Genomic DNA, 25732 nt, shown 5'->3' with positions numbered 1-25732 from the left:
ACAATTCCCGCCGGGGAATAACCGGTTGGCGGCATCGTCGGTCGGCGGCCCGGCCGGGCGGCCCACGGGCGGGAGGTCGCGGGCCCCTCGAGCTTCCTTCGAGCGGTCCGCGGTCGACCCCGTGGACCCGCGCCGTGCCGCCGTGGTCGGACGGCGGCACGGTACCGCTAACCGGCTCCGGGTCGGACGGCGGCGATCGGCAGGGCCGTCGCCACCAGGAGGCCGGCGGTGTAGAGCGGGCCGAGGTCGCCGGCCGCCGAGCCGAGCGTGGTCGCGGCGAGCAGCGGGCCGGCGGTGGCGCCGAGGTTGAGGGCGGCGGTCGCGTAGGCGCCGGCCATGGTGGGCGCTCCGGCCGCCTCGTACAGCACCCCGGTGATCAGCGTGCCGCCGACGGCGAAGGACAGCGCGCCCAGCAGGAACACCAGGGGCAGCAGGACGGCCGGTCGGTCCGCGAGGACGGCCGCCGTGGGCCAGCCGGCCAGCAGCAGCGGGCCGCCGGTGGCGAGGACCAGACCGGGGCGGCGGTCCGCCAGCCGTCCCGCGGCGGTGACGCCGACGAAGGACCCGGCGCCGAACAGCACCAGCACGACCGGCACCCACAGTGCGCCGAGCCCGGCGGGGCCGGTCACGACAGGGGCGAGGAAGGTGAAGCCGCCGAAGGTCGCCGCATTGACGAGAGCGGCGAGCAGCATCGCACGGAGCAGCCGCGGACGGCCCAGCTGCCGGAACTCCGTGCGCAGGGACGGGGCGTGGGGCCCGCGCGCGGTCGTGGGACGGGCGGGGAGACCCCAGACGAGGCCCACGGCGGCGGGCAGGCAGAGCACGGCGACGGCCCAGAACGCGGCGCGCCACCCGCACAGCGCGCCGAGGACCGAACCGCCCGGGACCCCGGCGACCGTGGCCACCGTCGTCCCCGACAGCAGTACGGCGAGCGCTCGCCCCTTCCGGTCCGCCGGGACCAGCGCGGCGGCCGTGGTCATCGCCACGGCGAGGAACCCGGCGTCGGCTAGCGCGGCCACCACCCGGGTCGACAACAGCACCGGGAAGCTCGAGGTCAGGGCGCCCACGGCGTGAGCCGCCGCGAACGCCAGGACGAACCCGAGCAGGCTGCCGCGCCCCGGCCGGCTGCGGGCGAGCGCGGCCATCAGCGGCGCGCCGACGGCCATCCCGACCGCGAAAGCCGAGGTGAGGCCGCCCGCCGTGCCGACGGTGACGCCGAGATCGTCGGCGAGGTCCGGCAGCAGACCGGCGAGCATGAACTCCGAGGTGCCCATGGCGAAGACGGCCAGGGCGAGCAGATAGAGCGGAAGGGGCATCGAGGGGCTCCGGAACGAGGAGAAGCAACGAGGAACGGCGTCTCGTCACCGCGCTCAGCCCCCGAGGGCGCACGCTTTCGCGGCCGGGCCCGCGCTCGCGCACGGCATTTCAGCGCTCAGCGCTTCAACGGCTGCGGGGGTTCAGGGGGCTGACGGCGTGACCGAAAGTCCCCACCCTGGATGCCTCAGGGCTCGACATGCTCCGTACGCTACCCGACGGGCGGCCGTCCCGGCACCGGAGTTATTTCCGTTTGCCCGAGAGGTCAGGATGCCGTTGGGTTGGCCGCATGAACGAACCGCTGAACCGACCGCAGGCCGAACCGCTGAACCGACCGCTGACCGAGCTGCGCACCGAACGCCTGCTGATCCGCCGCTGGCGCGAGTCGGACCTCGTCCCGTGGGCCGCGATGAACGCTGACCCCGAGGTCCGCGAGCACCTGGGCGGCCCGCTCACCCGGGAGCGGAGCGACGCGTCGGTGGCACGCTTCGAAGCGGCGATCGAGCGGCGGGGGTACGGCTGGCTGGCCGTCGAAGTACGGGACAGCGGCGAGTTCGTCGGCTTCGTGGGCCTGGACGACATCGAGGAGACGGACCCGGTCGACGGCGTCGAGATCGGCTGGCGCCTGGCCCGCTCCGCCTGGGGACACGGCTACGCCACGGAGGCGGCCCGCGCCGTCCTGGCGTACGGCTTCGACGCCCTCGGCCTCCCCGAGGTCCTCGCCATCACCACGGCCGCCAACCAGCGCTCCCAGTCGGTGATGCGCCGCCTCGGCATGACCCACGACCCCGCTGAGGACTTCGACGACCCCGCCGCCCCGGACGGTCCGCTGCGCCGCAACGTGGTCTTCCGGCTGCGCCGCGAGGACCGTCTGTCCTAGGGGAGGGGACCGGGCCTTCCGGTCGGCCGTGTGGACCGCCTCCGACCGGATCACCGTCAGCACCGACGTCACCGATATCACCGACACCGGGTCACGGGTCCTCAGCGCCGACCGGGAGCCGGCGAACCCACCGGCACCAAGAGCGTCGGCGCCGTCCGATCGCCTGGCCGTGGATGGCGCGAGGTTCGCCGCCCAGGCGGCGGAGGCCGTCGCGCACCTGGCCGACCGGCCCCGCTCGCACCGGGCCTGAACTGCGGGATCGGGCGGCGCGATTGTCAGTGGGGTGTGCAAGGGTGGCCCCATGCTGGCGATCACGGTGCAGACGAACGACGGGAAGCGGCGTTCCCGACCGAGCGCGGACGAGTTGGCGGGACTGGTCCGGGGCATCGGCGCGGAGGACGACCGCTTCCTCGTCCTGGAGCGGATACCGGACCTGCCGGACGTATACATCCAGGTGTGGCACTCCGACGGCGAGGGCTACACGCTGGAGCACCGCGACGGCTCCGCCCAGCGGCACTTCGAGGTGCGGCTGGACGGGCCCGGGCCGGTGGCCGAGGCGATGACGGCCTGGGCGCGCGGCGAGGCGGGCTGGGGTGACGGCCTGGACTGGCAGCTACTCGACATGGGCCCGGTGCCGGAGCCCGTACCGCCGGTGGAGCTGGGAGCGGGCGAGCGGCGGGAGTTGGAGGACCGGCTGCGCCTGACCCTGGCCTGCGGCTACACCGACCGCGCCCGGCTGGCCGAGGAGGCCGAGGAGTACCTGGTGTCGGGCGGCCTCCGTCCCCTCTCGCGTGCGCAGGCCGAGCAACTCGCCGACCGGCTCTGGCTGGAGCGCGTCGGCGAGCAGACCGGCTGGATCGGCGACACCGATCCGGAGCGCCTCGCCCACGCCTTCGCCGCCCTGGAGGCGAGCGGCATCACGGCCCGGGAGGACTTCACCTGCTGCCGGTCCTGCGGCGAGGCAGAGATCGGCGCGGCCGGCGCCCCGGACGCCCGCGGCTTCGTCTACTTCCACTCCCAGTGCACCGAATCCGCCGCCGCCGGCCACGGCCTGTCTCTCCTCTACGGCGGCTTCGACGGCTCCCCGTCGACCGCCACGGCCGTCGGCCACGAGGTTGTCGCCGCCCTCACCGCCGCCGGCCTGCCCACGGTCTGGAACGGCGACCCGTCGCACGCGATCGAGATACGCCCCCTGCTCTGGCGCCGCCGCCTGGGCGGGTGATCGGACCTGAACTGCCGTATCCTCCGGGGCCGATAACGGTGCCCGGCGGCGTCCGACGGCGTCCGACGGTATTCGGTAACGTTCGACGGAACGGGGGAGCAGCATGATGCAGCGGGGGCAGGTGCCGCGGAGCAACGCGCGGGAGCTGTGGGGGGCGTTGCCGAGGAGTGTGCGGCGGCAGGTGATCGCGGACGCCCGGCGGGGGCGGGCCTGGGAGGACCGGCGGGTGGCGGCGGTGGCCGTCGGCTGGGCCTGGCAGGTGCTCGGCACCCCGGACGCCCGTCGAAGGGACCTCGGCGCGCTGCTGGGCTACCTGCTCAACGCGGTCATGAGCGCCGGCCCGGGTGCCACGGCGGGCGTGGACATCCTCGACGGTTCCCCGGACCACGACGCCAACCCGCTGGTCCGCCGCTGGGCGCGGCGGGTCGAGGCGGCCAACCCGGTGCGGCGGCCGTGAGGAAGGAAGCCGGGACGTGAGCGATGACGTCCTGTCGGTGATCCCGGCGGACCGTCCTGGCAGCCGGACCGGTCGGCGTTCGAGCGGCCGGCGCGCCTCTTCCCATGAGGACGGATGACCGGTGCCCCGGTCCGGCCGACCAGCAGGCCAGGAGGTCGGCGGACCGGACCGCGGCATCGGGTCACGGCACCAGCAGGTGCAGGGCGTTCCTTTCCACCGCGACCTCGACCGGCAGGGGTGCGATGAATTCTCCGTCGGCGTAGGCGGTGATGCCCGGGGAATCGATGCGCAGGGACTCGGTGCGCAGGGTGGTGACCTCGGGGCGGGTGGTGTGGGTGCCTTTGAAGAGGGTGGGGAAGAACCGGGCGATGCGCAGGCGGGGCATGGCGTCGACGAGGGTGACGTCGAGTAGGCCGTCGTCCGGGAGGGCGTCCGGGCACATGAGCATGCCGCCGCCGTAGCTGCGGGTGTTGCCGACGGCGGCGAGGGTGAGGTCGCGTTCGATGACGGTGCCGTCGGCGAGAGTGATCCGGAACGGGAGCGGGCGCAGGTTGGCGAACTCGATGAGGATGGCGAGGTTGTAGCGCATCCGGCCGCGTGGCCAGCGCAGGCGGTTGGTGCGGTCGCTGACCAGGGAGTCGAAGCCGGTGGCGAGGATGGAGCCGAACCGGCGGACGGACCCGTCCGGACCGGTGACCCGGCCGAGGTCGACGGTGCGGATGCGGCCGGCGGCGATGATGTCGGCGGCGGCCTCGGGGGCGTCGAGCGGGAGGCCGTACGCGCGGGCGTGGTCGTTGCCGGTGCCGGCCGGTATCACGCCGAGCGGGACGGTGGTGCCGGCGAGGGCCTGCAGGGCGAGGTTGATCATGCCGTCACCGCCGACCACGGCGACCGCGTCCACACCGTCCGCGGCCGCTTCGCGGGCGAGGCGGACGGCGTCGTCGGCGGAGCGCCCGGCGTGGGGTTCGGCGTCGATGCCGAGGGAGCGCAGGCGGGCGACGGCCCGCTCCGCGGCGGGGCCGGCGTGGCCGGCGCCCGCCGCCGGGTTGGTGAGAACGGCGACCCTGCGGACGGTTCTCGGGCCGTCCGCCCCATGAGCCCGGCTCATGGGATCAGCTTGCCGGGGTTGAGGATGCCCGCCGGGTCGAGCTCGGCCTTGACGGCGCGCAGGATGCGGACGCCCAGGTCGCCGAGCTCGTCGGTCATCCAGGGCCGGTGGTCGGCGCCGACGGCGTGGTGGTGGGTGATGGTGCCGCCCGCGCCGACGATGGCGTCCCCGGCGGCGCGCTTGGCGGCGCCCCAGCGGGTGAGCGGGTCCTCGCCGAGGGCGGCGACGACGGTGAAATAGAGCGAGGCACCGGTCGGGTAGACGTGCGAGATGTGGCAGAGCACGAGCGCGCCGGGCAGGGCGGCGGTGAGTGCCTCGGTGACGGCGGCCCGCAGGGCCGGCAGTCGGCCCCAGCCGGCGGCCGTCTCCAGGGTTTCGCACAGCGCCCCCGCGCCGAGCAGTGAGTCGCGCAGGTAGGGCGCGTTGAACCGGCCGTGTTCCCAGGCCCGGGCGGGGGCTTCGCCGAGCGAGGTGGCGCCGGCGGCGAGCAGCGCCTCGCGGGTGGCACGGTGCCGGGCGGCGACCTGTTCGGCGCTGCCTTCGAAGACGGTGACGGCCAGGCAGCCGCTGACGGTCGGGCTGCCGCCGATCTGTTCGGTCATGGCGAGGTTGACCATGGTCTCGGCCTCGTCGGAGAGCCGGATCACGGTCGGGCCGGTGCCCTGCTGCTCGACGGCGCGCAGCGCGGCCGTCCCGGTGGCGAAGTCGGGGAAGCTCCACGCCTCGTAGGCCTTGACGGCGGGCAGCGGGTGGACGCGCAGCCGGACGGCGGTGATCACGCCGAGGGTGCCCTCGGAGCCGAGGAAGAGCTGGCGCAGGTCGGGGCCGGCGGCGGAGGCGGGGGCGCGGCCGAGGTCGAGCACCCCGGCAGGGGTGACCACCCGCAGGCCGCGCACCATCTCGTCGAAGCGCCCGTACCCGGCGGAGTCCTGACCGGAGGAGCGGGTGGCCGCGAAGCCGCCGATGGTGGCGTAGCGGAAGCTCTGCGGGTAGTGGCCGAGTTCCCAACCGCGTTCGGCGAGCAGTGCTTCGGCGGCCGGGCCGGTGAGGCCGGCGCCGAGGACGGCCTCGCCGGAGGTCTCGTCCAGGTCGAGCAGTTCGTCGAAGCGGCGCAGGTCGAGCGAGACGACGGCGTGGAAGGGGCCGCGCTCGGGGTCGAGGCCGCCGACGACGCTGGTGCCGCCGCCGAAGGGGACGACGGCGATGCGGCGTTCGGCGCACGCCGCGAGGACGGCGGCGACCTCCTGCTCGCTGCCGGGCAGCACGACGGCGTCGGGCGCGTCCTGCGGCTCGCGGCTGCGGCGGCGCAGCAGGTCGGGGGTGGACTTGCCGCCGGCGCGCGGCAGGCGGTCGGCGTCGGCGGTGCTGACGTGGGTCTCGCCGACGGCGGCGGCGAGTGCCTTGAGGTCCTCGGCGGAGGTCCGGGACGGGTGCAGTACGACCTCCTCGGCGCTCGGCCCGGGGGCTGCGTCGCCGGTGACGCCGAGGGCCGCGGCGAGCAGTCCCTTGATGTCGGCGGACAGCTCCTTGGCCAGGGCCGGGTCGCCCCAGGCGTCCCACTTCATCGGGGGGAGCGGAAGAGCGGCGCCCGCCGGTCCCGCTTGCGTCTCAGGTGCCATGCGTTACAGTTTCACACATCATGTCAAGTAGTAACGCCGAGCCGGCGGCAGCAGCCGGGCAGCCCCGCAGCACCGACGACGCGATCCTGGACGCCGCCGCCGACCTGCTCGTCCACCTCGGCGTGCGCCGCACGCAGTTGGCCGAGATCGCGCGCCGCGCCGGGGTCAGCCGGCCGACCGTCTACCGGCGCTGGCCGGACGTCCGGGCGGTGATCGGCGCGCTGCTCACCCGGGAGATCCTGGCCACCCTGGAGGGCGCCTCGCTGGACGTCCAGGACCGGGAGACCCTCGTGGAACGGGTCGTCGAGGTCGCCGTCCGGCTGCGCGACCACCCGGTGCTCGGCGCGCTGCTCCACTCCGAGGACTCCGACCTGCTGCTCGAGTACGTGGTCGAGCGGCTCGGCGCCAGCCAGCGCGGCCTGCTGGAGGCGCTGCGCAGCGGCATCGAGCGGGGCCAGGCGCACGGCTCGGTCCGCGCCGGGGAGCCGCTCGAACTGGCCGCCATGGTCCTGCTGATCGCCCAGTCCACCGTCCAGTCGCACCGCATGGTCGCCTCCCTGCTGCCAGAGGCGGCCTGGCGGCGCGAACTGGCCAGAGCGCTGAACGGATACCTCGCACCATGACGACGCCCGCCGTCGGCCCCTTCGCGGGGACCAGCCGACTCAACGCCGCACGCCGCACGCTGGAACTCGAGGCGCTCGGCGACGACCCGCACATCGACCTGCTGGTGATCGGCGGCGGTGTCACCGGCGCCGGGGTGGCCCTGGACGCCGCCTCGCGCGGCCTGCGCACGGTGCTGGTCGAGTCCCGCGACCTGGCCTTCGGCACCAGCCGCTGGAGCTCCAAGCTGGTGCACGGCGGACTGCGCTACCTCGCCTCCGGCAGGATCAAGGTGGCCCGGGAGAGCGCGGTCGAGCGCGGCGTGCTGATGACCCGCACCGCCCCGCACCTGATCCGCGCGCTGCCCCAACTGGTGCCTCTGCTCCCGGACTTGCTGCGCCCCGGGCAGGGCGCGCTGATCCGCGCGGGCTTCCACGCCGGCGACGCGCTGCGGGTCAGCGCCGGCACGCCGGGCGCGCTGCTGCCCCGGATGCGCCGGATCGACGCGGCCCGCACTCGACAGCTGGTGCCGGGCGTCCGGACCGCGGGCCTGCGCGGCGCGCTCGTCGCGCACGACGGCCAACTCGTGGACGACGCACGGCTGGTGGTCGCCCTGGCGCGAACCGCCGCGCAGTACGGCGCGAGCGTGCTGACCAGGGTCCGGGCCGAGGCGGTGACCGGCACCTCCGCCCGGCTCGTCGACACGCTGACCGGACAGGAACTGGCCGTCCGGGCGGGCGCGGTGGTCAACGCCACCGGCGTCTGGGCGGGTGAGGTGGACACCTCGATCACGTTGCGTCCGAGCCGTGGCACCCATGTCCTGGTGGACGCGGGGATGCTGGGGAATCCGACCGCCGCCCTCACCGTGCCGGTGCCCGGCTCGACCAGCCGCTTCGTGTTCGCCCTGCCGCAGCAGCTCGGCCGGGTCGCGATCGGCCTGACCGACGAGGACGCCCCGGGCCCGATCCCGGACGAGCCGCAGCCCGCCGAGGCCGAGCTGACCTTCCTCCTCGACACCGTCAACGCCGCCCTCGCCACCGCGCTGACCAGGGCGGACGTGCGCGGGGCCTACGCCGGGCTGCGCCCGCTGATCGACACCGGGGGCGGCAGCACCGCCGACATCTCGCGCGAGCACGCGGTGCTGGAGTCCCCGTCCGGGTTGGTCACCGTGGTCGGCGGCAAGCTCACCACCTACCGCCGGATGGCCGAGGACGCGGTGGATGCCGCCGTCCGGCTGCGCGGTCTGCCCGCTCGGACCTGCTGGACGGCGCGGCTGCCACTGGTCGGCGCCCCCGGACACCGGGACAGTCGACCCCTGCCCGCGCAGAAGGTGCCCTCCTCACTGCTCGCCCGGCACGGCGGCGCCGCCCACGAGGTGCTGGCGGCGGGGGAGTCGGTGCCGGTGACCGAGGGTCTGGACGTCACGCGCGCCGAGATCGCGTACGCGGTCACCCACGAGGGCGCGCTGGACGCCGCCGACGTGCTCGACCGCCGTACCCGGATCGGGCTGGTCGCGGAGGACGCGGAACGGGCACGGAAGGTGGTCGAAGAGATTCTGACGGAGTGTCAGGACGGCTGATCGGCCCAGGGGGAGGGCGTCAGGTCCGGTTCGACCCAGCTGGTCCGGGCCTGCTCGCTCGCGAGCGTTCCGGGCCGGTAGTGGCGGGCGAGCAGCTCCTTGTCGAGCAGCTCGGGATGGCGGGCCGCGAACGCCTCGAAGTCCTCGCGCTCCTCGAAAACCGGTGCGCCGTCGGCGTGGTGGGCCACCAGCTCGACCCAGGCCCGGGTCATGGTGACGTGGAACTTCTGCGGCGCCCCGGCCTTGGTGGCGGTGCGCCGGATGCCGTCGCCGATCAGGCCGAGGGCGGTGGCGGCGCCGTGCCGGCGGACCGCGAGCCAGGTGAGGCGGACGTGCCGGCGGTGGCCGAAGCGCTCGGCTCCGGTCATCGCTTCGCGCAGCAGGTCGTCGAAGACGGCGAAGGCGTCGGGGGAGTCCGGGGCGTCGGGGCAGCCCGAGGCGTGGGGGGTCGCGGAGGAGGGCATGCGGGGCTCTCATGGGGGAGGGTGGAACATGCGAATGGGAGATCGTAGGGTTTCGGCGCATTCACGGGCAAACCACCCGCACGGACGGTTTCAGCGGGCCGCGTGCTCCGGCATGGGGAGTTCGGTGCCGGCGAGCTCCAGGACGCAGGAGAGCGGCTGCTCGGCACTGCCGGTGCGGTCCAGGGTCACCGCGAGCGGCCGGGGCGGTTCCTCGGCGAGCTGGGCGGCGAGGGTCAGCGGGTAGCTGCCGTGCCCGTGGACGCGGTGGAAGGCGCACTCCTTGCCGTCCACCAGCAGCTCGGTCTCGGTGATCCAGCCGGAGCGGACGTTGACGGTCACGGAGTGTCCGCCCTGGTCGACGTGGAAGCTGTACCGCTGGCGCATGGGAACCTCCCGCGAGGGCGCCGCAGCCGGGGGAACCGGGAATCGGGGAACCACCGCCAGTCTAGGTCGGCCGCACCGCCCCGGCGCCCCGGTCGGTCCGGTCGGTCCGGCCTCGGGTTCCCCTCGATCGGTTCCCGTCGGAGTCCCTGAAAAGGACCCGGAGAAATTCCCGGGGCGGAGCCCGCCTTCAGGCGGATTCTCGTGATCTCTACAGTGTTGTAGATTCGTCCGCAGGGAGAGATCAGAGGAGGGCATTGTGGGAGTTTCACTGGCCAAGGGCGGCAACGTCTCGCTGAGCAAGGAGGCGCCCGGTCTGAGCGCCGTGATCGTGGGTCTCGGCTGGGACGTGCGCACCACCACCGGGGCCGACTACGACCTGGACGCCAGTGCGCTGCTGTGCAACGCGCTCGGCAAGGTGATCTCGGACCAGCACTTCGTGTTCTTCAACAACCTTCGCAGCCCCGACGGTTCGGTCGAGCACAGCGGCGACAACCTGACCGGTGGCGGCGACGGCGACGACGAGCAGATCAAGGTCGACCTGGACCGGGTGCCGGCCGACGTGGCCAAGGTGGTCTTCCCGGTGTCGATCTACGACGCCGACGCCCGGCTGCAGAGCTTCGGTCAGGTCCGCAACGCGTTCATCCGGATCGTCAACCAGGCCAACGGCCAGGAGATCGCGCGCTACGACCTGTCCGAGGACGCCTCGACCGAGACCGCGATGGTCTTCGGAGAGCTGTACCGCAACGGCGCCGAGTGGAAGTTCCGCGCCATCGGCCAGGGCTACGCCTCCGGCCTTCGCGGCATCGCGACCGACTACGGCGTCAACGTCTGATCCTCGCGCCGGAGCCGGCGGGTTTCGGTGGTCACGCGGAAGGTTCGGTCCGTCCGAGCGCGTGGCCGCCGAAACCCCCGCTGCCGGTGAGCTGGTGCTGCCACCAGGCGGTCATCGCGGGCTCGTCCATGGTCGACCAGTCCGGTGCCTCGGTGACCTGCGCCCGGCCGAGCGTCCGGCCCAGGTCCACCAACTCCCGGCCGGCCGCGCTCCGTTCGCGGTCGTACGCGGCCAGTAGGGACGACCAGGAGCCGGCGGCCCGTCCGGCCTGCTCGAAGGCGTGTGCGTCCTGCATAGCCTTCACCGCCCCGCTCGTGTTGTGCGGGCGCACGACGGTGGCCGCGTCCCCGCCGATGAGCAGCCGCCCGGCCGTGCGGCGCGGGGTCGCCAGGTCGTAGACGGGCTGCAGGAAGGTCCGTTCACGCGGGGTGAGGGTGACCAGCCCGGCCCAGTACGGCGGCAGGTGCCGCTCCGCGAGCTGCCGCAGCTCGTCCAGCCGCCCGTCGGTGAGGGCGCCCGCCGGGAGGCTGGTCGGGCCGTCCAGGCGCAGCCAGGCCGGGGTAGGTGCGTAGAAGACCCAGTTCACCTGGGTGCGGCCGGGGTCCAGCCCGGGGATGCGGTAGATCACGACCTGTCCGCCGCGGTAGCAGACGGTGATGCACTCCTCCTCCGGCCAGACCGCGGCCCCGCCGGGAAGCCCGTCGAGCAGTGCGGCGTCGTAGCTGCCGCGCCAGCACACGTACCCGGCGTACTCGGGCGCGGCCTGCGGGCAGACGGCGGCGCGGACCACCGAGCGGTAGCCGTCCGCGCCGATCACCAGGTCGTAGGCATGGCGGCCGCCGTCGGCGTCCTCGGCCCAGGCGCCCTGCTCGTCGCCGCCGACCGCGGTGACGGTGGTGCCCAGCCGGTACTCGACCTGCTCGGGTTTGCGCTCGCGCAGGGCCTGCCAGAGGACGGCCCAGTGGTGGGAGTGGAACGGGAACGGCTGGTCCCAGAGCACCCGCCCGCGCCCGTCCGGGCCGTCGCCCTCGTCGGCCGGTCCCCGGGTGGTCCAGCGGCGGACGGTGAGGCGGTGGCGGCGGGTGTCCGCGGCGAGGTGCCCGGCGCGGACCAGTTCGTCGAAGCGGTCGTTGTGGGTGCAGATGCCCACGCCGCGGTCCTCCAGTCGGCCCGGGCTGCGTTCCAGCACCACGACCCGTTCCGCGCCCAGCCGGGCGGCGGCCCCGGCGAACGCGCTCCCGGCGATGCTGCCCCCGACCACGGCCACCGAACCACCCCGCACGGCCGCCCCCTCTCCCGAGCCCGCGATGTCCGGGACACGACGATACGCGGGCGTCCCGCCGTCCGCGCGGCGTTCGGTCGGTTCGGTCCGGGGCGGCAGGTCCGAGCCGCAGGGCGGCCGGTTCGGGCCGTGGCCGCTGGGCTTCCCCCGCTTTATGCAACTAGTTGCAACCGATCGACCCGTCCCCTTACCCTGCGGTAACCACGACACCCAGCCCGCGCCCCAGGAGACGTCGATGAGCGCCACCCCCGGCAGCAGCCGCTACCCGCACCTGCTCAGCCCACTCGACCTCGGCTTCACCACCCTGCCCAACCGCGTGATCATGGGCTCGATGCACGTCGGCCTGGAAGAAGCCCCCCACGGCTACGAGCGGATGGCCGCCTTCTACGCCGAGCGCGCCCGTGGGGGCGTCGGCCTGATCGTCACCGGCGGCATCGCCCCCAACGAGGCCGGACGCCCCTGGGAAGGCGGTGCGATGCTGACCACCGAGGAAGAAGCCGACCGGCACCGCGTGGTCACCGACGCGGTGCACGCCGCGGGCGGGAAGATCGCCCTGCAGATCCTGCACTTCGGCCGCTACGCCTACCACCCCGACCTCGTCGCCCCCAGCGCCCTCCAGGCCCCGATCAGCCCCTTCGTGCCCAACGAGCTCACGGCCGAACAGGTCGAGCAGACCATCGAGGACTTCGCCCGCTGCGCCGAACTCGCCCGCCGAGCCGGGTACGACGGCGTCGAGATCATGGGCTCCGAGGGCTATCTGGTCAACGAGTTCATCGTCGCCGCGACCAACCGGCGCGACGACGAGTGGGGCGGCCCGTACGAGCGGCGGATGCGCTTCCCGGTGGAGATCGTCCGCCGGGTCCGCGAGCGGGTCGGCGACGACTTCATCATCGTCTACCGCCTCTCCATGCTCGACCTGGTGCCGGGCGGCTCCACCCTGGACGAGGTGATCCGGCTCGCCCAGGCCGTCGAAGCCGCCGGGGCGACCATCATCAACAGCGGCATCGGCTGGCACGAGGCCCGCATCCCGACCATCGCCACCTCGGTGCCGCGCGGCGCCTTCGCCTGGGTGACCAAGAAGGTCATGGGCAAGGTCGGCATCCCGCTGGTCACCACCAACCGCATCAACACCCCCGAGATCGCCGAAAGCCTGCTCGCCGAGGGCAACGCGGACCTGGTCTCGATGGCCCGCCCGCTGCTCGCCGACGCCGACTTCGTCGCCAAGGCCCGCGACGACCGCGCCGACGCCATCAACACCTGCATCGGCTGCAACCAGGCCTGCCTGGACCACACCTTCAGCCTCAAGATCACCTCCTGCCTGGTCAACCCGCGCGCCTGCCACGAGACCGAACTCGTCCTCGCGCCCACCAAGGTGCGCAAGCGCGTCGGCGTCGTCGGCGCCGGCCCGGCCGGCCTCGCCTTCGCCGTCTCCGCCGCCGAGCGCGGCCACGAGGTCACGCTGTACGACGCTGCCGAGACGGTCGGCGGACAGCTGAACGTGGCCCGGCGCATCCCCGGCAAGGAGGAGTTCGACGAGACGCTGCGCTACTACCGCACCCGGCTCGCCGAACTGGGCGTCACGCTGCGCCTCGGGGCCACCGCCACCGCCGAACAGCTGGCCGAAGCGGGCTACGACGACCTCGTCCTCGCCACCGGCGTCACCCCGCGCACCCCCGCCGACCTCCCCGGGATCGACCACCCCAGCGTGGTCGGCTACCTCGACGTGCTGCGCGACGGCGCGCCCGTCGGCGAGCGGGTCGCCATCCTCGGCGCGGGCGGCATCGGCTTCGACGTGGCCGAGTTCCTCACCGACCAGGGCGACCAGGCGAGCCTCAACCCGCCGGTGTTCCAGGCCAAGTGGGGCATCGACCCGGAATACCGCGAGCGCGGCGGCCTGCGCGCCCCCGAGCGCCCGAAGCCCCCGCGCAGCGTCCACCTGCTGCAGCGCAAGACCAGCAAGGTCGGCGCCGGGCTCGGCAAGACCACCGGCTGGATCCACCGCACCGAGCTCAAGCACCGCGGCGTGGTGATGGTCCCCGGCGTGACGTACCACCTGATCGACGACGCCGGCCTGCACATCACCGTGGACGGTGAGCGCCAGCTGATCCCGGTCGACACCGTGGTGCTCTGCACCGGCCAGGAGCCGCGCCGCGACCTGTACGAGGCGCTGCGCGAGCGCGGCCTGGCAGTGCACCTGATCGGCGGCGCCGACGTGGCCGCCGAGCTGGACGCCAAGCGGGCCATCAAGCAGGGCACCGAACTGGCCGCCTCGCTCTGAGCGGCTCATGGGCGCGTGCATGAGGGCTGCTCATGCACGCGCTCATGTGACCGGGTCATGTGACCTGCTCATGGGGGGCGGTCATGAGATCCGTTCATGGGCGTGCCCCATGAGACTTGTTCATGCGCGCGGCCATGAGGCCTTCTCATGAGCGTGCCCCATGAGGCCTGCTCATGGCCTTGCTCCATGAGACCCGCTCACGGCCCGCAGCCATCCGACCCGCTCGTGCGCCCCTAGGATCGTCCGCATGTCGCTGCCGCACGCCATCCTCACCGCCCTCCTGGAGAAGCCGTCCTCGGGGCTGGAACTGACCAGGCGGTTCGACAAGTCGATCGCCTTCTTCTGGCCCGCCACCCACCAGCAGATCTACCGCGAGCTGGGCCGGCTGGAGGCCTCCGGTCACATCCGGGCCCTTCGGCCGGACGCGCCGGTGCGCGGGCAGAAGAAGGAGTACGAGGTCCTGCCGGAGGGCCGTGCCGAACTGGTCCGCTGGACGGCCGAGGGCGCCGCCCCGCGCGCCGTCCGGGAGCCGCTGCTGCTGCGGCTGCGGGCGGCGGCGGTGGTCGGCGCGGACGGCCTGACGGCCGAGCTGGAGCGCCATCTGGCGCTTCACCGCGCGCAGTTGGCCGACTACCTGGAGATCGAGCGACGCGACTTCCCGGCCGAGAAGGCGGACGGCGAGAACCGGCTCCAGCACGCGGTGCTGCGGGCCGGGATCGGGCTGGAGACCTTCTGGCTGGAGTGGCTCGCCGAGACCCTCGAAGCCCTCTCCCCGGACCATGCCTGACCCTCGCCGCACCCGGCCCTGACCTGCGAAGATGCCCGCCCCGCGCGCCGCGCCCAGCCGCCGGTGGGACACTGGTTGCCTTGTCCCTGCCCGAACTCTCGACCGGGGGCCCGTATGTCTCTTCCTAGGCCTCTCCACGCCATCACCGCCGCGGCCGTCGTCGTGGCGGTCGCTCTGGGCCCGGCCCACCTGGCGTCGGCCGCGCCCACCCAGGAGCTCCCCTCCGCCGACCAGCTGAAATCTGCCCTGCTCACCGCGGCCGACCTCGGCCCAGATTTCACCGAGGCACCCGCCACCCAGAGCCCCAGCCCGGGCGACAACCCGAGCCCGGTCAGCGGCTGTGACGCGCTCAGTGCCTTGATCAACATGCACGCCACCCAGCCCGGCCTCGCGAACCCGCGCGCCGAGACCGAACTCGACGGCCCGGACGGCAACCCGATGGTGACCGAGGCCCTCGCCGCCGAGGCGCCCGATCGGCTCGCCGCCGACTTCAACAGCGTGGCCGACGCCCTCCGAAGCTGCCACAACATCACCTTCAACGCCGGCACCGAGGACACGGTGACCTTCACCGTCACCCCGATCACCCTCGGCGACCGCCAGGACGCCCCCGCGGTTCGCCTCGACGGCACCCTGGCCGGCGTCCAACTCAACGCCTTCATCGGCATCGAGCGCTTCGGCACGGTCGCGATGGCCTTCGGCTACTTCCAGCGCGAGGGCGCCTCCTCGCAGACCGCCTCGATGCAGTACCGCACCGCCGTGGCCAAGGTCGAGCGCACCCTCGGCACCACCGCCGGCAGCACCACCCCGCCCACCGTCGTGGCCACCCAGGGCATGCGGGTCTGACTTCGGTCGGGTTCCTGAAGGACGTGTGCTCGAGGTGGCCCTGCTCCCCGCCGCGTGCCTCGCCGCGTGCGGTGGGGACACATCGTGCACGGCGGTGACGCTCGCCGACACCTGGCGGTACGGCGCGGTGGAGGACGTCGGCTACGGCCACTGGGGCCCAGGAACTGGTAGCACAGCGAGCTGTTCGACCGGTCGGTCACCCGGGGCCGGTACCTGGGTAGCTTCTCCTTCGACCCGCAGACCGGCCAGGTCTGCTCCTGCGCGGTGAACCGGAGGGTGCGAGTCGACTGGCCCCGCCCCTCAAAGCCCCGCCTCTCAAAGCCGCGCCCCTCAAAGCCCCGCCTCTCAAAGCCGCGCCTCTCAAAGCCGCGCCGTTCAAGGCCTCGCCTCTCAAGGCCTCGCTGTGCCGAAGGGGTTGTCGATCACGTAGCGCCAGTGGCCGCCCGGGTCGCGGCGGGCGACGTCGGTGGCGGTGCCGGTGAGGTGGACGGGGGTGCCGTCCGGGGCGGTGCCGGTGATCTCCCAGTCGACGATGAGGAGGGCGATGTCGTCGGCGACGTAGGTGTGCCGGGGGCGGACGGTGATGGGCAGGCCGAGAGCGAGGAACTCGGCGCTGGCGCCGTGGAGTTCGGATCCGGTGACGGCGGCTCCGGGGGAGGGGACGAAGACGGCGCCGGGCTCGTAGACCTGGGCGAGGAGGCCCGGGTCGCCGGAGTTGAACGCGGCGGCGAAGGCTGCCGGGTGTTGTGCCGGGTCGGTGCTCGCGGGGAGGCTGGTGGGGTGAGTCATGTGAGCAGTGAAGACGGGCGTGCCGTAGGTCACCAAACGGGAAGCGACGCGCGCGCCGAAAGCCGGAGCTGGGACGCGGAGTTGGTGCCCGGCGAGCGCGGCCGTACGGTGCGACCGGAGACGGACTGTCCGGTGGAGGTGGCGCTCGCGGCGGTGGCGGGCCGGTGGACGACCCTGGTGCTGCGGGAGTTGATGCACGGCCCCGCCTCGTACGGGGAGTTGCGGGCGCGGCTGCCGGAGATCAGCTCGAAGGTGCTCGCGGAGCGGCTGCAGGCCCTGGGGGAAAGGGAGTTGGTGGTGCGGGAGCGGCTGACCGGTTTTCCGGTGCGGACCTCGTACCGGCTGACGCCGGCGGGGGAGGCACTGCGCCCGTTGCTGGTGGAGCTGTACCGCACGGGTGAGCGGCTGACGGGCAGCCGGTGAGAGGGGCGGCCGCACCCCCGTGGCGGCCGCCCTCCCCCCCGGGCCCCTCCCACCCGGACCTTCGCCCCGGGCTCCTCCCACCTGGACCCCTCCCGTCCGGGCTTGCGGCCTACGGGTGGTAGGTGACCTCCGGGAAGGCCGGCGAGGGCCCGTCGAGCAGCTGGCGGCCTCGGTGGCGCAGGTGGAGGTCGAAGAAGGCGAGCGGGTAGGCCTGCTGGATGCGGATGCCCCGGTCGGGGTCCAGGGTGCCGACCTGGGACTGGATCTGCTGTTCGGTCATGCCGAGCAGCTTCCCCGCCTGGGGGATCAGCGTCATGTTGTCGCCGTACGAGGCGTGGATGGCGCCCGTGGCCTGGATGTCGAGCCGCCAGCCGCGCAGGTGGGTCCAGAAGGTTTCGGCGGCGGGGTTGGTGGCCCGGGCCCAGACGGCGGTCATCATCATGAACGGCCGGTCGAGGTCGGTGGTGGGGGCGGGGTTGGCGATCATCGGCCCGTCGAGGGAGAGTCCGGCGCGGATGCGCTGGTCGGCGGCCATGGCGAGGGCGGTGGCGGTGCCGCCCTTGGACCAGCCGAACGCGCCGACGGCGTAAGGGTCGAGGCCGCCGAGCAGGCCGACCGGAAGGGTGCGACCGTCGACGTCGGGGTTGCGGCCGGCGGCGAGGTCGTCGACGCGGTCGAGGAGGAAGCGGACGTCGGCGGCGTAGTCCTTCGGGGCCATCGGGACGAGGTCCGACGGGGTGGAGACGGTGCCGTCGGGGAACTCGGTGAACGCGTCGTGGGTGTGGTCGACGGTGACGACGGCGTAGCCGTGGCTGGCGAGCTCCTGGCAGATGACCGTGTGGTCGGCGCGGTGGCTGCCGGAGCCGTGCGAGAAGACGACGACGGGCAGCCGGTGGCCGGTCCGGTGGACGGGCGCGCCCTGGTGGCCGGCGGTGAGCGGGGCGACGGAGGGGTCGAGCGGGTAGCCGGCGTCGTCGAGGAAGGCGCGCAGGGCGCCGTCGGTCATCCAGGGGGCGAGCGGGTACGCGTGGGTGTCGGCGCTCCGGGCCGGGTACCAGACGGTGGCCATCAGCTCGCGGTACCGGCCGGGGCCGGCGATCGGGTCCGGGCGGGAGGTGTCACGCAGGTGGAGCGGCACCATGCCCACGAGGCACGGGCCGGTGGGCGCGGGAAGGGTGAGTCGGGCGGGGGCGGACCCGGTGGGCGTGGCCGGACCGCCGGAGGAGGCCGGGGCGCCCCAGGCGGCGCCGGCGAGGCCGAGCGGCACGGCGGTGCCCACGGCCAGGGCGGTGCCCATCATGCGGCGGCGCGTCAGTCCGGTACGGCTTGCGAACGGCGTGGTGTCCATGCGCTGAACGCTGTCACGCGGGGCGGGCGGGCAGCATCAGCCCGCCGATTGATCCTCCGTCACCGGGTATTGGCCCACGGGTTTACGTCCTTGGGCTGATGCGGAGCGGAAAGCGACAGCCTGGCGGTGCGCCGGTGCGCCGGTGCGCCGGTGCGCCGGGCGTGGGCTCGGGCTCGGGCTCGGTGTTCACCGTGTGCCTGTCCCGGTCAGACGAAGTTCTTGTCGATCAGCATCTGCAGCACGTTGACGTGGAAGTCCGGGAAGTCCATCGGCACGATGCCGAACCGGGCGCGCTGCTGGGTGCGGGCGTTCAGGTACGGGTAGACGGTGCGGTCCATGAGGCTCTGCGAGCTGCTCTTGGGCCAGTAACCACCGGCGTAGCTCAGGAAGTTGACGAACATCTTCGAGTAGTTCGGGTTGAGGAACGCCTTGTCGAACTGGGCGACGATGTACTGGCCCTTCTTGCCCAGCGGGTCGCTGCCGCCGATCTCCCAGACGTCCTGGGTGTCGAGGTACTCGTTCTGGCCGCTGGACCAGTCGATCAGACCCCAGGGGTTGGCGAAGTCGGCGAGCAGGACGACCTTTCCGCGCGCGGTGCCGAGCGTCGGCCAGCCGTAGAGGTGGAACAGGCTCCGGAAGCCGAACTCGTTGAAGTAGTAGTTGACCCGTCGCATGAACTCGTCGTCGCCGAGGGCCTGTCCGCCCGCCCGCTCGTTCCTGAGGCGCATCACGATGGTCTCGCCGGAGTGTGCCTGCAGGAAGGACCGGCACTGGTCGAGGACGTCCTGCAGCCGGATGTGCTGGTAGTTGTCGGAGTGGTAGATCCCGAGTTCGTCGGGCGCGCCCTGCAGGCCGTTGCAGCGGATGTCGAGGAAGCGAACGCCTTCCTGCAACTGCTGTGGGATGCCCCAGTTCTGGGTGTGCGACCACTCGGTGCCGTAGCCGGGGTTCTCGCAGCACGAATCGTGGGTGCCGGGGATGGTGAGACCGAGCAGGGAGGCGTTTCCGTCCAGGCGGCTCATCCAGTTGTCGGTCGGCAGTCCGCGTGGAGTGGTCCGCGCGGCGGCCCAGGTGGTGGACGGCAGGACGAGGCCGCCTCCCAGGGCGGCTGCCCCGCCGACTCCCGCGCCCCACTTGAGAAGATCACGACGTGCGATGCCCATGGCGTGGCTCCTTCGGCCTTCGGATCGGCTGGGACGTGCGCTGTCGCTGCTCCGAACGCGGCCTCGGCGTCGGCGGGTCCACTGTACGAGGGGCCCGCCCATGAGTCACGACTACCGACCCGGTGATGTGCTGAGGCAGGAGTGTCCCCCCGGGGCAGTGGGCCGGGTTCACGCTCGCGCAGCCGGTCGCCGATCAGCCGTCGGCGGTGGGAGTGGGAAGTCGGCGGGGTCGACCTCCCACTCCGGGCGGTGGTGGGCCTCCGCCGGTCAGCGGGCCTCGATGGCGACCGACTCGATGACCACGTCCTTCACCGGGCGGTCGTTGCGGCCGGTTTCCGCCTCGGCGATGCCGTCGACGACCTTCCGGCCGGCCTCGTCGGCGACCTCGCCGAAGATGGTGTGCTTGCCGGTGAGCCAGGTGGTCGGCGTGACGGTGATGAAGAACTGGGACCCGTTGGTGCCCGGCCCGGCGTTGGCCATCGCCACCAGGTACGGCTTGGTGAACGCCAGGTCCGGGTGGAACTCGTCCGCGAACTTGTAGCCGGGCCCGCCGGTCCCGTTGCCCAGGGGATCGCCGCCCTGGATCATGAAGCCCTCGATGACCCGGTGGAAGACCGTGCCGTCGTACAGCCTGTCGGTCGTCCTCTGCCCCGTCTCCGGGTTGATCCACTCCCGGTCGCCCTTGGCGAGCTCCACGAAGTTCCGGACGGTCTTGGGGGCGTGATGCGGCAGGAGCCGGATCACGATGTCGCCCTGGTTGGTCTTCAGCGTCGCGTACAGCTCTTCTGCCATGGCACATCCTTCGGTCGGTCCTACTGGCGCGGGCCAGTCTTCCGACCGGGCGGACGACTCGGGGCGACGGCACGGCATCTCACTCGCACGAGTGACCGCGAGTGTCGCGGCAGCGGATGAGGCATGCGGATGGCATGGCCTCGGAGGCGGCGACTACCACAGGCCGGGGAGGTCCGTGGGTGAGGGTCTCTGCGGCTCATTCGTTCGGGCGAAGCTGCCATGCCATCAGTTTGGATACGTCCCTTGTGGCCAAGAAGCGCTTCGGTATCCGTTCACGAGAGGGTGGTTCCGCATGACCGACCAGACCCCGTCGATCACCGACGCGACACTCACTGACATCGCCACCAACGGCATCTGGGGCGCCGGTCTCACCGTCAACCCGTCCGTCGTCGAAGTGGCCCAGGCGCTGCTGGCGGCCCTCCGGGGGGAGCCCGTCGGCGAACTCCCGTCGGAGCTCTCCGAGTTGGTGGCCGATATCCGGCAGGCCGCCACGGTCGAGCTGCCCCGCATCACGGCGCCCGACGGCGTCCGTCTGTCGGCGCTCAGCATCAAGCTGAACGACGGCAACCCGCACCCCGTCGTGATCGTGCCCGCCGGCTGGAACCCGTACGGCTGGCTGCCGTTCCTCTACGCGTACCTCACGCTGGCGCGGCGCGGCTACCACGTGCTGGCCTACTCGCCGCGCGGCATCGGCATCGCGGGGTGGCTGTCCACTTCCGAGGGCTTCATCGACGTGGCCGGGCCGAACGACTGGGCCGACGGCTCGGCCGTGATCGACTACGCGCAGGAGCACTTCACCCCCTCCCGGATCGGCTTCCTCGGCGAGTCCTACGGCTCCGGGATCAGCCAGCTGGTCGCCGCGCACGACCCGGCCGACCGGGTCGACGCCGTCGTCGCGCTGAGCACCTGGGGCAACCTGGCCACCAGCCTGTTCCACAACGACACCCGGCACCTCTCGGCCGTCCAGGCGCTGATCGGCTTCACCGGCGGCGCGCTGGAGGAGAAGTTCGACGAGGCCACCCAGCAACTCCTCAAGGACTTCCTCAGCGGGCAGAACCTGGAGGGCGTGGTCGCCTGGGGCACCGAGCGTTCCCCGGAGGCCTACCTGGACATCACCAACGAGCGCGACATTCCGACCTTCGTCTCGAACACCTGGCACGAGACGCTGTTCCCGGTCGCCTCGGTGATCGACACGTTCACCCGGCTGACCGTCCCGAAGCGCCTCAACCTGTGGATCGGCGACCACGGCGCCCCCGAGGGCCCGGGGCTGGCCGGTCTGGTCGGCGGCCTGCCGTTCCCCGGTCTGGCGGTGCCGATGCGGGAGGCCTACGAGTGGCTGGACCGCCACCTGCTCGGCGCGGACAACGACGTGCCGAGCTGGACGGCGGTGAACAACCAGACCATGTTCACCTACCGGACCATCGTCATCCCCGGCGGCACCAAGCTGATCACCGTCCCGGCGCGCCGCGAGCCGCACGGGGCCTGGGAGGACGTCACCACCGGCAGCGAGTCCTGGTATCTCACCGGCACGGGTGGTGCGGGCGACGGCGCGCTGTCCGACAAGCCGACCGCCGGGTGGTCGCGGGACTTCACCGCCGGGAACCTGACCGAGGCCACCGCGGTGAACGCCCTCATGGCGACCGGGCAGCAGGAGTGGTTCGGCAATCCCAAGGTCTACGACGTCGCCAAGTTCGACCGCGCGCAGCTGCTGGTCTGGTCGACCGACCCGCTCACCGGCCAGGGCGAGGTGGCGCGGCGGATCCGCGGCGCCGCCACCGTGAAGCTCACCGTGCGCAGCACGGCTGACGCCACCACGCTGGTGGCCTACCTGTACGACGTCGCGCCGGACGGCACCGCGCGGATCATCACCCACGAGCCGTACACGGCGACGAACCTGACCCCGAACGTCAACAGTGCCGTCAGCTGGGAGCTGCAGCCGGCCGCCTACGACCTGCCGGCCGGGCACCGCCTCGCCCTGGTCGTGAACAGCCGTGACCAGCTGTACTCCTTCGCGAGCGTGGACGGCAGCACCACCACGATCAGCTCGCAGACCGGCGGCGAGGCGAGCCTGGAGCTGCCGCTCGGCTGACCCGTTGTTCCGTCAGCGGCCCGTCGCCAACCTGCGGCGGGCCGTTGGCGTTCTCCTGGTCGCCGTCCTGGATCGGCCGCTGACCTGGGCAATCCCCGCAACAAGGTCCACGCGAACTTTTAACACACCTGTTCGCTTTCACGTGGCCTACGCCACAGTAACCTCGCCGCGAACAGAGGTACGATCACGCTCGCACCTCCGATCGGAGGGGTACCTACATGCAAGAGCCCAGAGGGGGAAGCTCAGTCATGTCCGCAATCCTGGACGGTACTCTCACTTACTCGAACACCGTCCCGCGTGCCACCGTCCACCGGGCCGCCATCTGTGAGGTCTTCCTCACCGACTCCGCCCGGGTCGCCGAGGGCGAGTACCTCATCGCCGCGCAGCTGCCGCGGGTGCACAGCTACTACAGCGACAACGTCACCGCGCCCGCCGCCTACGACCCGCTGCTGCTGGTCGAGGTCTTCCGCCAGGCGTCCATCTACGCCGCGCACACCTTCCTGGACGCGCCGCTGGACAACAAGTTCATCTTCGTCAGCGGGGAACTCAACATCACCGACCCGGAGGCTCTGCGGATCGGGGCCCGCCCCGGCCAGGCCGAGATCCGGGCCCACCAGGTCGACCTGAAGCGCCGGGACGGCGTCGTCACCGGCAGCACCCTCGACCTGGTCCTCTCGGTGGACGGCGACGAGGCCGCCACCATGCGCACCGTGTGCCAGTGGATGCCGGGTGCCGCCTGGGACCGGATGCGTGACAAGGGCCGCGCCGCCCTCACCCTGGCCCCGGCCCGGCCGCACCACACCGGGCGCCGGGTGCCGTCGATCTCCGTCGGCCGCGCCTCGGGGCAGAACGTCGTGCTGGCCGGGGTCGAGCTGGGGGGCCACGAGCTGCGCGCCCAGGTCGTCGTGGACCAGGGCAACCCGGCGCTGTTCGACCACCCGCTGGACCACATCCCGGGCGCGCTGATCTTCGAGGGCTTCCGCCAGTCCGCGATGTATGCGGCGCAGGAGCTGTTCGGACTCTCGTCGCGCAGCCTGCTGCTCTCCCGGGTGGAGACGGACTTCACCCGCTTCGGCGAGTTCGAGCTGCCGACCGACTGTGTCGTGCGGGTCGTGGAGTCGCCGGCGGCGGACACCGTCGCGTTCGAGATCAGCATGGTGCAGGAGGACGAGCAGATCGCCCGCGCCCGGGTGCACCTCGCCCGTACCAGCCCGATCACGGGTGCTCTGGAGAATCGTTTCGCCTATGCCGCGGCCAGTGCCTGAGCAGCGCGAAAAACCTGAGCAGCCCGAGAAGCCTGAGCAGCGCGAAAAAGCCGAACAGCCCGAACAGCCCGAACAGCCCGAACAGCCCGAGTCGCGGCGCCACGTCACTGTGCCATGTCACGGCGCCGCCACGTCACTGTGCCATGTCACGGCGCCGCCACGTCACGGCACCGCAAGGAGACACCGCCATGTCCAAGCCCATGATCTGGTTCGACTTCGGCGGTGTGCTCTCGCCGCCGCTGGACGACCTCTTCGACTCGTACCACACCCGCACCGGCATCACCCCGCGCCAGCTGAAGACCGCCCTCGGCACCGTCGCCGGCGAGCTCGGCGTCGAACCGCTCGCGCCCATCGAACTCGCCATGCTCACCGAGGCCGAGTGGGGCGACGCCATGGTCCGCGTCCTGCGGGACGAGAACCCCGGCATCGACCTGACCCGCGCCCGCTTCGAGCGCTTCGGCGAGCAGTGGTTCGAGGGGGTCAACGCCAACCCGGTGATGACCGCGACCGTGCGGCACGCCAAGGAGAACGGCTTCCGGGTCGGCATCCTCAGCAACAACGTCGTGGAGTGGGAGCCGTACTGGCAGGCCATCGTGGCGCCCGCCGGGGAGGTCGACTGCGTGGTCGACTCCTGCAAGGTCGGGTTCCGCAAGCCCGACCCGGAGATCTTCCGCCTCGCCGAGCAGCAGGCGGGGGTGACGCCCGAGGAGTGCGTGCTGATCGACGACCTCCCCGAGAACTGCGTCGCCGCCCGCCGCTGCGGCTGGCGCGCGGTGCACTTCCGCAACAGTGCCCAGGCCGTACGGGAGTTGACCGGCCTGATCGGACTGCCCGCGCTCACCTGACCGCTCATCGGCTGTCCTCGGCTGTCCTCGGCCGCGCTCCCTCACCCTCACCTCCCACCGGAGAACGCATGACCACCGTCGTCCCGTCCGCGACCGCCACCGTCACGGACATCCCGCACCTGGACCCCGTCCCGGCCTTCACCCCGCTGACCGAGCCCGGACCAAACGGCGTGCCGCTGATCGAGCTGCCCAGCGGCCACTCCGCCGTCCACCTCACCCGCTACGCCGACGTCCACAAGCTGCTCACCGACCCGGCCTCCGGCCGCACCGAGACCAACGTCGACGGCGGGCCGAGCTTCCTGCCCACCGTGATGCCGAAGGAACTGCTGCTCAACCTGGACGCCCCGCACCACGCCCGGGTGCGCGGCTTCGTCGCCGCCGACTACAGCGCGACCGGCGTGGAGCGGCTGCGCCCGGTGCTCGACCGGGTGATCGAGGAGGGGATCGCGCGGCTGCGCACGGCCGAATCCCCGGACCTGTTCAGCGACCTGATCGACCGCGTGCCGATCACCGTCAACTGCCACTTCCTCGGCGTGCCGCTGGACGACGTCGACTACTTCCGGCCGTCCTCGCGGGTGGTGCAGATCGCCTCCCACGAGAACGTGCCCGACCTCGTCCAGCACTTCTACCAGGTCTACGGCTACGTCCAGGACCTGGTCACCGGCGCCCGGCCGGTGCTGCCCGGCGGCCTGATCGAGCAGTTCCGGGCCAACCGCGACCGCGTCGAACCCGCCATGGACGACGCCGAGTTGACCGGCATCTTCTTCGGCTCCCTGCTCGGCGCGGACCAGAACATCGTGTCCGTGCTCACCAAGTCGCTCTACACCCTGCTGGCCGCCCCGGCGCTGTGGCGCCGGCTCGCCGAGGAACCGGAGATCGCGCCGCGGCTGGCCGAGGAACTGATCCGGCTCATCCCGCTCGGCACCATCTCCGCCTTCCCGCGCATCGCGGGCCGGGACCTGGAGACCAGCGTCGGCCTGGTGCCCGAGGGCAGCGTCGTCTACCCGGACGCCTTCGCCGCCAACCGCGACCCGGAGGTGTTCCCGGACCCGCTGGTGATCGACCCCGACCGCCAACCGGCCAAGCGGCACCTGCAGTTCGGGTACGGGATGCACCACTGCATGGGCGCGGCGCTGGCCCGGATGGAGATCGTGTCCGTGCTGACCCGCCTGGCGCAGGAGTTCCCGACGCTGGCACTGGCCGTCGAGCCGGCGGACGTGCCGTGGGACATCGGCACGGTGCTGCGGCGGCCGACCTCGCTGCCGGTGCGGTGGTAGCCGCGCCGGTAGTCGCGGTGGCGGTCCGGTAGGTGCGTGAAAGGGCGGGTACGGGAAGCCGTACCCGCCCTTCGGGCATGGCCGGTCGGGCC

At 72.6% G+C, this 25732-nt stretch carries 24 protein-coding genes; 14 read left to right on the top strand and 10 right to left on the bottom strand.

The window, feature by feature from the left end:
- Window positions 1-167: 167 nt before the first annotated feature.
- Entirely contained in the window at window positions 168-1316 is a 1149-nt protein-coding gene (locus ACZ52J_RS25580; RefSeq protein ID WP_465622043.1) for a Cmx/CmrA family chloramphenicol efflux MFS transporter, read from the bottom strand.
- A 335-nt stretch (window positions 1317-1651) separates the two neighbouring features.
- Between ACZ52J_RS25580 and ACZ52J_RS25575 the strand changes: the two genes are divergently transcribed.
- The 3 genes from ACZ52J_RS25575 to ACZ52J_RS25565 all read left to right on the top strand — a co-directional run bounded on the left by ACZ52J_RS25575 (window position 1652) and on the right by ACZ52J_RS25565 (window position 3873).
- Window positions 1652-2194: a GNAT family N-acetyltransferase gene (locus ACZ52J_RS25575; protein WP_465622219.1), complete on the top strand. Its 543-nt coding sequence runs from the start codon at window positions 1652-1654 to the stop codon at window positions 2192-2194.
- Window positions 2195-2495: 301 nt separating this feature from the next.
- Window positions 2496-3416, top strand: a complete 921-nt coding sequence (locus ACZ52J_RS25570) for a DUF6891 domain-containing protein (protein ID WP_465622041.1) — start codon at window positions 2496-2498, stop codon at window positions 3414-3416.
- Window positions 3417-3537: 121 nt separating this feature from the next.
- The gene (locus ACZ52J_RS25565; protein WP_465622040.1) at window positions 3538-3873 is read left to right on the top strand and encodes a hypothetical protein; all 336 of its coding nucleotides are present in this window, start codon (window positions 3538-3540) and stop codon (window positions 3871-3873) included.
- 181 nt (window positions 3874-4054) lie between these two features.
- On the opposite strand, the gene ACZ52J_RS25560 is transcribed toward ACZ52J_RS25565, so the two are convergent.
- Both ACZ52J_RS25560 and ACZ52J_RS25555 read right to left on the bottom strand, forming a co-directional pair.
- Entirely contained in the window at window positions 4055-4981 is a 927-nt protein-coding gene (locus ACZ52J_RS25560) for a diacylglycerol kinase (RefSeq protein ID WP_465622038.1), read from the bottom strand.
- Window positions 4978-6546: an FAD-binding oxidoreductase gene (locus ACZ52J_RS25555; protein WP_465622036.1), complete on the bottom strand. Its 1569-nt coding sequence runs from the start codon at window positions 6544-6546 to the stop codon at window positions 4978-4980. The genes ACZ52J_RS25560 and ACZ52J_RS25555 overlap by 4 nt, the downstream gene beginning before the upstream one ends.
- A 74-nt stretch (window positions 6547-6620) precedes the next feature.
- On the opposite strand from ACZ52J_RS25555, the gene ACZ52J_RS25550 reads away from it, so the two are divergent.
- Window positions 6621-7223: a TetR/AcrR family transcriptional regulator gene (locus ACZ52J_RS25550; RefSeq protein ID WP_360490506.1), complete on the top strand. Its 603-nt coding sequence runs from the start codon at window positions 6621-6623 to the stop codon at window positions 7221-7223.
- Window positions 7220-8779: a glycerol-3-phosphate dehydrogenase/oxidase gene (locus tag ACZ52J_RS25545; RefSeq protein WP_465622034.1), complete on the top strand. Its 1560-nt coding sequence runs from the start codon at window positions 7220-7222 to the stop codon at window positions 8777-8779. The genes ACZ52J_RS25550 and ACZ52J_RS25545 overlap by 4 nt, the downstream gene beginning before the upstream one ends.
- Here the strand turns inward: ACZ52J_RS25545 and ACZ52J_RS25540 are convergent.
- Together ACZ52J_RS25540 and ACZ52J_RS25535 are read right to left on the bottom strand one after the other, a co-directional pair.
- Window positions 8767-9243 carry a hypothetical protein gene (locus ACZ52J_RS25540; protein WP_465622032.1) on the bottom strand — a complete coding sequence of 159 codons (477 nt, stop codon included), beginning with the start codon at window positions 9241-9243 and terminating at the stop codon, window positions 8767-8769. The two genes, ACZ52J_RS25545 and ACZ52J_RS25540, sit on opposite strands and share 13 nt — an antisense overlap.
- Window positions 9244-9333: 90 nt before the next feature.
- A complete protein-coding gene (locus ACZ52J_RS25535) occupies window positions 9334-9627 on the bottom strand; it encodes a hypothetical protein (protein ID WP_465622031.1) in 294 nt (97 codons plus the stop codon).
- A gap of 256 nt (window positions 9628-9883) precedes the next feature.
- On the opposite strand from ACZ52J_RS25535, the gene ACZ52J_RS25530 reads away from it, so the two are divergent.
- Window positions 9884-10459 carry a TerD family protein gene (locus ACZ52J_RS25530; RefSeq protein ID WP_360490494.1) on the top strand — a complete coding sequence of 192 codons (576 nt, stop codon included), beginning with the start codon at window positions 9884-9886 and terminating at the stop codon, window positions 10457-10459.
- Between the two features lie 31 nt (window positions 10460-10490).
- Here the strand turns inward: ACZ52J_RS25530 and ACZ52J_RS25525 are convergent, their stop codons facing one another.
- Window positions 10491-11726, bottom strand: a complete 1236-nt coding sequence (locus ACZ52J_RS25525) for an FAD binding domain-containing protein (protein WP_465622029.1) — start codon at window positions 11724-11726, stop codon at window positions 10491-10493.
- A 250-nt stretch (window positions 11727-11976) separates the two neighbouring features.
- Here ACZ52J_RS25525 and ACZ52J_RS25520 point away from each other — a divergent pair, with 250 nt between their 5' ends.
- The 3 genes from ACZ52J_RS25520 (at window position 11977) to ACZ52J_RS25510 (ending at window position 15649) form a co-directional block, all read left to right on the top strand.
- On the top strand, window positions 11977-14019 hold the full coding sequence (locus tag ACZ52J_RS25520) for an oxidoreductase (protein ID WP_465622027.1): 2043 nt from the start codon (window positions 11977-11979) through the stop codon (window positions 14017-14019).
- 247 nt (window positions 14020-14266) lie between these two features.
- Window positions 14267-14806: a PadR family transcriptional regulator gene (locus ACZ52J_RS25515; RefSeq protein ID WP_465622026.1), complete on the top strand. Its 540-nt coding sequence runs from the start codon at window positions 14267-14269 to the stop codon at window positions 14804-14806.
- Between the two features lie 114 nt (window positions 14807-14920).
- Window positions 14921-15649: a hypothetical protein gene (locus ACZ52J_RS25510; RefSeq protein ID WP_465622024.1), complete on the top strand. Its 729-nt coding sequence runs from the start codon at window positions 14921-14923 to the stop codon at window positions 15647-15649.
- A 390-nt stretch (window positions 15650-16039) separates the two neighbouring features.
- Here ACZ52J_RS25510 and ACZ52J_RS25505 read toward each other — a convergent pair whose 3' ends face one another.
- On the bottom strand, window positions 16040-16438 hold the full coding sequence (locus ACZ52J_RS25505) for a YybH family protein (protein ID WP_465622022.1): 399 nt from the start codon (window positions 16436-16438) through the stop codon (window positions 16040-16042).
- 132 nt (window positions 16439-16570) lie between these two features.
- Between ACZ52J_RS25505 and ACZ52J_RS25500 the strand changes: the two genes are divergently transcribed.
- Window positions 16571-16861 carry a winged helix-turn-helix transcriptional regulator gene (locus ACZ52J_RS25500; RefSeq protein ID WP_465622020.1) on the top strand — a complete coding sequence of 97 codons (291 nt, stop codon included), beginning with the start codon at window positions 16571-16573 and terminating at the stop codon, window positions 16859-16861.
- 109 nt (window positions 16862-16970) lie between these two features.
- On the opposite strand, the gene ACZ52J_RS25495 is transcribed toward ACZ52J_RS25500, so the two are convergent.
- The 3 genes from ACZ52J_RS25495 to ACZ52J_RS25485 form a co-directional block, all read right to left on the bottom strand.
- Complete coding sequence (locus tag ACZ52J_RS25495; RefSeq protein WP_465622019.1) at window positions 16971-18209, bottom strand: alpha/beta hydrolase family protein; 1239 nt, start codon at window positions 18207-18209, stop codon at window positions 16971-16973.
- A 206-nt stretch (window positions 18210-18415) separates the two neighbouring features.
- On the bottom strand, window positions 18416-19372 hold the full coding sequence (locus ACZ52J_RS25490; RefSeq protein WP_465622017.1) for a phosphatidylinositol-specific phospholipase C: 957 nt from the start codon (window positions 19370-19372) through the stop codon (window positions 18416-18418).
- Window positions 19373-19639: 267 nt separating this feature from the next.
- A complete protein-coding gene (locus tag ACZ52J_RS25485; RefSeq protein WP_465622015.1) occupies window positions 19640-20164 on the bottom strand; it encodes a peptidylprolyl isomerase in 525 nt (174 codons plus the stop codon).
- Window positions 20165-20456: 292 nt separating this feature from the next.
- Between ACZ52J_RS25485 and ACZ52J_RS25480 the strand changes: the two genes are divergently transcribed.
- The 4 genes from ACZ52J_RS25480 to ACZ52J_RS25465 all read left to right on the top strand — a co-directional run bounded on the left by ACZ52J_RS25480 (window position 20457) and on the right by ACZ52J_RS25465 (window position 25640).
- Complete coding sequence (locus tag ACZ52J_RS25480; RefSeq protein ID WP_465622013.1) at window positions 20457-22253, top strand: alpha/beta fold hydrolase; 1797 nt, start codon at window positions 20457-20459, stop codon at window positions 22251-22253.
- Between the two features lie 248 nt (window positions 22254-22501).
- On the top strand, window positions 22502-23518 hold the full coding sequence (locus tag ACZ52J_RS25475) for a ScbA/BarX family gamma-butyrolactone biosynthesis protein (RefSeq protein ID WP_465622011.1): 1017 nt from the start codon (window positions 22502-22504) through the stop codon (window positions 23516-23518).
- A 188-nt stretch (window positions 23519-23706) separates the two neighbouring features.
- Window positions 23707-24363 carry an HAD family hydrolase gene (locus ACZ52J_RS25470; protein WP_465622009.1) on the top strand — a complete coding sequence of 219 codons (657 nt, stop codon included), beginning with the start codon at window positions 23707-23709 and terminating at the stop codon, window positions 24361-24363.
- Window positions 24364-24431: 68 nt separating this feature from the next.
- Window positions 24432-25640: a cytochrome P450 gene (locus tag ACZ52J_RS25465; RefSeq protein WP_465622006.1), complete on the top strand. Its 1209-nt coding sequence runs from the start codon at window positions 24432-24434 to the stop codon at window positions 25638-25640.
- Window positions 25641-25732: the final 92 nt, after the last annotated feature.

The organism is Kitasatospora sp. NPDC034035, from assembly GCF_055575755.1.
This window is presented reverse-complemented; position numbering and strand designations above follow the sequence as displayed.

Bases quoted from the DNA above. Each gene is read 5' to 3' on its own strand.
- ACZ52J_RS25580 (WP_465622043.1), bottom strand. From the start codon at position 1,316: ATGCCCCTTCCGCTCTATCTGCTCGCCCTGGCCGTCTTCGCCATGGGC.
- ACZ52J_RS25550 (WP_360490506.1), top strand. From the start codon at position 6,621: ATGTCAAGTAGTAACGCCGAGCCGGCGGCAGCAGCCGGGCAGCCCCGC.
- ACZ52J_RS25570 (WP_465622041.1), top strand. From the start codon at position 2,496: ATGCTGGCGATCACGGTGCAGACGAACGACGGGAAGCGGCGTTCCCGA.
- ACZ52J_RS25470 (WP_465622009.1), top strand. From the start codon at position 23,707: ATGTCCAAGCCCATGATCTGGTTCGACTTCGGCGGTGTGCTCTCGCCG.
- ACZ52J_RS25545 (WP_465622034.1), top strand. From the start codon at position 7,220: ATGACGACGCCCGCCGTCGGCCCCTTCGCGGGGACCAGCCGACTCAAC.
- ACZ52J_RS25540 (WP_465622032.1), bottom strand. From the start codon at position 9,243: ATGCCCTCCTCCGCGACCCCCCACGCCTCGGGCTGCCCCGACGCCCCG.
- ACZ52J_RS25480 (WP_465622013.1), top strand. From the start codon at position 20,457: ATGACCGACCAGACCCCGTCGATCACCGACGCGACACTCACTGACATC.
- ACZ52J_RS25495 (WP_465622019.1), bottom strand. From the start codon at position 18,209: ATGGACACCACGCCGTTCGCAAGCCGTACCGGACTGACGCGCCGCCGC.
- ACZ52J_RS25555 (WP_465622036.1), bottom strand. From the start codon at position 6,546: ATGAAGTGGGACGCCTGGGGCGACCCGGCCCTGGCCAAGGAGCTGTCC.
- ACZ52J_RS25490 (WP_465622017.1), bottom strand. From the start codon at position 19,372: ATGGGCATCGCACGTCGTGATCTTCTCAAGTGGGGCGCGGGAGTCGGC.
- ACZ52J_RS25535 (WP_465622031.1), bottom strand. From the start codon at position 9,627: ATGCGCCAGCGGTACAGCTTCCACGTCGACCAGGGCGGACACTCCGTG.
- ACZ52J_RS25515 (WP_465622026.1), top strand. From the start codon at position 14,267: ATGTCGCTGCCGCACGCCATCCTCACCGCCCTCCTGGAGAAGCCGTCC.
- ACZ52J_RS25505 (WP_465622022.1), bottom strand. From the start codon at position 16,438: ATGACTCACCCCACCAGCCTCCCCGCGAGCACCGACCCGGCACAACAC.
- ACZ52J_RS25475 (WP_465622011.1), top strand. From the start codon at position 22,502: ATGTCCGCAATCCTGGACGGTACTCTCACTTACTCGAACACCGTCCCG.
- ACZ52J_RS25510 (WP_465622024.1), top strand. From the start codon at position 14,921: ATGTCTCTTCCTAGGCCTCTCCACGCCATCACCGCCGCGGCCGTCGTC.
- ACZ52J_RS25520 (WP_465622027.1), top strand. From the start codon at position 11,977: ATGAGCGCCACCCCCGGCAGCAGCCGCTACCCGCACCTGCTCAGCCCA.
- ACZ52J_RS25485 (WP_465622015.1), bottom strand. From the start codon at position 20,164: ATGGCAGAAGAGCTGTACGCGACGCTGAAGACCAACCAGGGCGACATC.
- ACZ52J_RS25560 (WP_465622038.1), bottom strand. From the start codon at position 4,981: ATGAGCCGGGCTCATGGGGCGGACGGCCCGAGAACCGTCCGCAGGGTC.
- ACZ52J_RS25465 (WP_465622006.1), top strand. From the start codon at position 24,432: ATGACCACCGTCGTCCCGTCCGCGACCGCCACCGTCACGGACATCCCG.